4 protein-coding genes, 3 tRNA genes and 1 rRNA gene are annotated in these 3,239 nt (G+C 52.6%); all 8 read right to left on the bottom strand.

Going from position 1 to position 3,239, the window contains the following annotated elements; translation table 11 throughout:
• On the bottom strand, window positions 1-181 hold a 181-nt coding region (locus ACGSLL_RS28185; RefSeq protein ID WP_232244373.1), incomplete at its 3' end, for a GTP-binding protein.
• Window positions 182-266: 85 nt separating this feature from the next.
• Window positions 267-342, bottom strand: a tRNA-Thr gene (locus ACGSLL_RS28180).
• 26 nt (window positions 343-368) lie between these two features.
• Window positions 369-442: transfer RNA gene (locus ACGSLL_RS28175), tRNA-Gly, on the bottom strand.
• Between the two features lie 25 nt (window positions 443-467).
• A tRNA-Tyr gene (locus ACGSLL_RS28170) sits at window positions 468-552 on the bottom strand.
• 143 nt (window positions 553-695) lie between these two features.
• Complete coding sequence (locus ACGSLL_RS28165; protein WP_394508680.1) at window positions 696-1,127, bottom strand: hypothetical protein; 432 nt, start codon at window positions 1,125-1,127, stop codon at window positions 696-698.
• A gap of 7 nt (window positions 1,128-1,134) precedes the next feature.
• Window positions 1,135-1,887 carry a pantothenate kinase gene (locus ACGSLL_RS28160; RefSeq protein ID WP_394508679.1) on the bottom strand — a complete coding sequence of 251 codons (753 nt, stop codon included), beginning with the start codon at window positions 1,885-1,887 and terminating at the stop codon, window positions 1,135-1,137.
• A complete protein-coding gene (birA, locus tag ACGSLL_RS28155) occupies window positions 1,877-2,830 on the bottom strand; it encodes a bifunctional biotin--[acetyl-CoA-carboxylase] ligase/biotin operon repressor BirA (RefSeq protein WP_394508678.1) in 954 nt (317 codons plus the stop codon). Before birA ends, ACGSLL_RS28160 begins: the two co-directional genes overlap by 11 nt.
• A 136-nt stretch (window positions 2,831-2,966) precedes the next feature.
• Window positions 2,967-3,082, bottom strand: a 5S ribosomal RNA gene (rrf, locus tag ACGSLL_RS28150).
• Window positions 3,083-3,239: the final 157 nt, after the last annotated feature.

Here is a 3,239-nt window from a genome sequence, read left to right as displayed (position 1 = left end):
TACCGCGAGCTTTTTCTTCTGGAGCGCTGTCGATCTTGTCGAATTCAACGACGGCCGAACCGAAAACTTCGGAGCAGACGCGAGTCAGAGCAGCGGTCAGAGTGGTTTTACCGTGGTCAACGTGACCAATGGTCCCAACGTTGACGTGGGGCAGGGAACGATCAAATTTTTCCTTAGCCATCGATATCACCCTCAAACAGAAGAATTAGAAAAACAATATCTACCATTAAAACAAAGGCAGATATTTTCATATCTGCCTTGTTATATGGAGCTCTTGAGCGGATTTGAACCGCTGACCTCACCCTTACCAAGGGTGTGCTCTACCAACTGAGCTACAAGAGCAAAACACTTTGCACAACCTGCAAACTTGGAGCGGGTAGCGGGAATCGAACCCGCATCATCAGCTTGGAAGGCTGAGGTTCTACCACTAAACTATACCCGCGGAGCCTGCAGCTCACGCTTAAATCTGGTGGAGGGAGAAGGATTCGAACCTTCGAAGTCGTAGACGTCAGATTTACAGTCTGATCCCTTTGGCCGCTCGGGAACCCCTCCTAATCAGGCCGGCATTCTATACTATGCCAAACCCCTGTCAAGCATTTTCTCATTTAAAAACCTGAGGTTAGCTGCATTGACATCGCCCCACTTCAACTACCTCTTCAGGTCTTCGCTGTGGAGCGGGCGCCATTCTATGCAAACTATTGAGCAGGTGCAACCCCCTCACATAGCATTATTTTATGTTTTAACTCATTGAATTCATTGGAAAGGTTTTGTAGCTGGACATCGCCCAGCAAACGCTGGCTCTGAGGCGCGACAGACAACCAATAACCCTCTCCCGAAACATCTTTTGACGAAGACCGTACCTCGACCCCCATTCCTGCCAAACGTTGTTGAAGGAGTGCAATCGAGTGCGGCCGGGCAAGGCCGCCGAGGAACAGGCAGTCTTGCCGCCGGCCATCCTGCCCTTCGCCCACATTACTGCTCGATTCACTGAGCAAACGAATGTCTTGCTGGGAGCCCCGGTACAAACTGAGAGGCGTTACATCCTTTGCCCGCAAAGGCGCCTCCTGCTGATGCCAGACATAATAAAAAACGTTCAGAACGACTAGCAGGAGGAACAACCAACGCATACAAACCTCAGGAAAAAGGACACGCCATAGCCAACCCAACGAATACCAGGTCCGGGACGACCCGAGCATCAGGCGCAACATCTGCTACAAGTTGGGCATCACCACCCGTTATGAAAACTGTAAAACTCTCACCCCAAGAAGCGCGCGCCATTTCCATCTGGGTCAATACAAAGCCCCGCAACATCAAGGAACAACCGCGCTCCACCGCCTCTACAGTTGTCCGCCCTGGCGCGGTACTGGACAGCGCGCGCTCAGCCGCTTGGTCTCCATAACGAATCTTCCGCGTATGCGTGCGCAACTGATCTCGCATCAATGGCATTCCAGGACAAATGAAGCCCCCCAGGTGCTCACCGTCGGCACCTACGAAATCAGCAGTTACCGCTGTACCAAAATCCAGCACCAGACAAGCCTTGCCCGACGCCAAGTGAAAGCCACCCAGCATGGCAAGCCAGCGGTCGAGCCCCAGGCGCTGATAATCTTCGTAACCATTTCTGACGCCGGACATCTCCTTAGCGGAAGTGGCGCGCACAACTGAAATAGCGAACTCACGCTCAAGAACATCAACCAAGGCATCTGTTTCCTCAGTGGTCCTGACACTGACCAAGCGACACCTGCGCAGGCTAAGCCCATCAAGAGCTCTCAAGCTCTCGAGCAACGCCAGATCAGAGTCGACAACACCCTCGGCAAACAAGATGCCGAGGGCAGATTTCAATACTCGCCACTTGATGAAACTGTTTCCACAATCGAGCTCAAGAATCATCACGCAACCTCAGGCTGAGCTCACCACCGTTAAAGACCTTATCCACGCCATCCACCCGCAGGCGCAGCGCACCCTGGTTATCTATTCCAACTACCACGCCATCGATCTGGCTTGTACCTGCAATCAATGATACCGAGCGATCTTGCCACAAATGATTGGCCTCCCACTCCGCCCTGAGCGTAGAAAAGCCTTCCAACTGGTGGCGCTCGATGTAGGCATTCAACTGTGCGCTCAACTCACCCACCAAAACATTACGATCAATATTTTTGCCGGATTCGAGCCGTATCGAAGTCCATTGCTGGTCAACTCCGTCAGCCTTTTGCATGTTCACGTTGATACCAATGCCCAGCACTACATGACACACATCCGCCGGATCTCCGACGAGTTCAAGGAGGATGCCCGCAATCTTCTTGCTTCCGACCAGAACATCGTTGGGCCACTTCAACCCGGCAGACGATACACCGAAGTTTCGCAAAGCCTGCAGCACAGCCAAACCCACGATCAGGCTCAAGCCTTCGAGCTGGCGCATCCCGCCATCAATACGCAGGACAAGGCTGTAGTAGAGATTTTCGGCAAACGGACTGACCCACTTACGACCTCTTCGTCCACGGCCAGAGAGCTGCCGCTCAGCGAGAACCAAAAAAGGCGCAGGCGTACCCTGCCCAATGGCGCGCAACGCTTCAGCATTTGTAGAGTCGACTGAATCCAGAATGGTAACCGGCCACTTCGGCGCCGCCGCCGAGACTTCCACCGAATCGAGCAGAGTCAATGGCATAGCCAATTGATAGCCCCGCCCTCGAACTTTATGGATGGACAATCCAAGCTCAGCCTCAAGGTGCTGAAGCTGCTTCCATACTGCGCTCCGACTTATCCCCAGAGCAGCCCCCAGATCCTGGCCAGAATGGAATCGACCATCCTTCAAAAGATTTAACAACTTCAGCATGCAGGTCTCGCCTCACAATGAGGCCCGAATGATAGCCATGCACCGGGCCATTGCATAGAAATCAAGCGCGTAAATAACTTTCTCGCAGGCAAAACAAAACCCCAACTGCTTTCGCAATTGGGGTTTCGGAATTTAATCTTGACGATGACCTACTCTCACATGGGGAAACCCCACACTACCATCGGCGATGCATCGTTTCACTGCTGAGTTCGGGATGGGATCAGGTGGTTCCAACGCTCTATGGTCGTCAAGAAATTCGGGTACTGACTCGTGACCAAATGGCCTCGCTTCAGCAAATTGGGTATGTGACAGCTGGTGTTTGTGCGTTTCGAACTTTCGGTTCGTTTCGTCTTCACACACCGCAATCTGGTCTTTTCGACGCAAATTGCTTGGGTGTTATATGGTCAAG

The organism is Pseudomonas retamae, assembly GCF_043496865.1.
In the GTDB taxonomy this organism is placed as follows: Bacteria; Pseudomonadota; Gammaproteobacteria; order Pseudomonadales; family Pseudomonadaceae; genus Aquipseudomonas; species Aquipseudomonas retamae.
This window is presented reverse-complemented; position numbering and strand designations above follow the sequence as displayed.

Excerpts from the sequence above, each read along its gene's own strand:
- ACGSLL_RS28160 (WP_394508679.1), bottom strand. The coding sequence starts at position 1,887 with ATGATTCTTGAGCTCGATTGTGGAAACAGTTTCATCAAGTGGCGAGTA.
- ACGSLL_RS28165 (WP_394508680.1), bottom strand. The coding sequence starts at position 1,127 with ATGCGTTGGTTGTTCCTCCTGCTAGTCGTTCTGAACGTTTTTTATTAT.
- birA (WP_394508678.1), bottom strand. The coding sequence starts at position 2,830 with ATGCTGAAGTTGTTAAATCTTTTGAAGGATGGTCGATTCCATTCTGGC.